The sequence below is a fragment of the Vibrio sp. D173a genome, from assembly GCF_030248475.1.
Window position 1 is genome coordinate 1 of record NZ_JAHGAH010001235.1, and the last position, 888, is coordinate 888.

Consider the following 888-nt stretch of genomic DNA (forward strand, 5'->3'; position numbering starts at 1 on the left):
CTTGCAGTCGGTTTTGATCTATCTGTAACGGGAATCCTTGTTTATATTACAGGTAGTGCTCAACTAATGAGGAACATACCAGTTTCAGACAGGACACCCGAAGTTGTCGAGAAAATAGCAACGATCCCGTGGATATTACTAGCAATGGTTGTCAGTGTTTGGGCTATGTCGACTATTGTTCGGAAGTTTGGTTGGGAAGAAGACCAAAAATTAACCAAGCTATGTGGTACACCAATTCCAAATTTATTTGGATTGTTTATACTTCTATTGGCAGTAAACTGGATTTGATGACATGAAAAAAAATAAAGTTAATTCTATTGTTAACACTTTTACAAGTGTTATTTCAATCGTTGCTGCGGTAGTGTCTATACTTTTTTTACTTTTAAAGTTAGGTAGTGATCAATATTCGAACTATGCCATTGGTGTGTCAGGGTTTATCGTTGGCATGTTAGTTTGTTACATAGTCTTAAAATTATTGAACAGAAGAGAAAAGGCTAAACCTATTAGTGAAGAACATTTTAAAAGCATAGTTAGAAGCGAAGTATCGGAAGCTGGTATCAAAGAGATTAAAAAGTTAATTGAAGATGGTGATTACGAGCAAAGTGAAAAACTTACAAAAAGCTTGATGAATATTCTAGGAGAAAAAAAGTGAAACTATTTTCAACAGAAGAATTCAATAGTGGTTTGGATGTATTATCGACGAAAAATAAAAATGATTTATTAACTGTATTAAAGTTTCTCACAGATAATGGAAAAAAGAAGATAATAGAATCGCCAAAAGTTGTAAGTATTAGTAATGATGTGTACTCTTTCCTCAGTGACGAGTTGAAAGTGTACTTTAAAATTAATGACAATAAGGTTTTTCTTATAAATTTTGTATTGTCTGGA

Annotated in this window: 3 protein-coding genes; all 3 read left to right on the forward strand. The window is 32.7% G+C overall.

Annotated elements, in window-relative coordinates; all coding sequences use genetic code 11:
- A partial coding sequence (locus KIV40_RS32515; RefSeq protein ID WP_285353483.1) for a hypothetical protein occupies window positions 1-288 on the forward strand: 288 nt, incomplete at its 5' end.
- A gap of 4 nt (window positions 289-292) precedes the next feature.
- Window positions 293-652: a hypothetical protein gene (locus KIV40_RS32520; protein ID WP_285353485.1), complete on the forward strand. Its 360-nt coding sequence runs from the start codon at window positions 293-295 to the stop codon at window positions 650-652.
- Window positions 649-888 (forward strand): hypothetical protein (locus KIV40_RS32525; protein WP_285353487.1); only part of this gene is annotated, 240 nt, incomplete at its 3' end. The genes KIV40_RS32520 and KIV40_RS32525, both read left to right, overlap by 4 nt.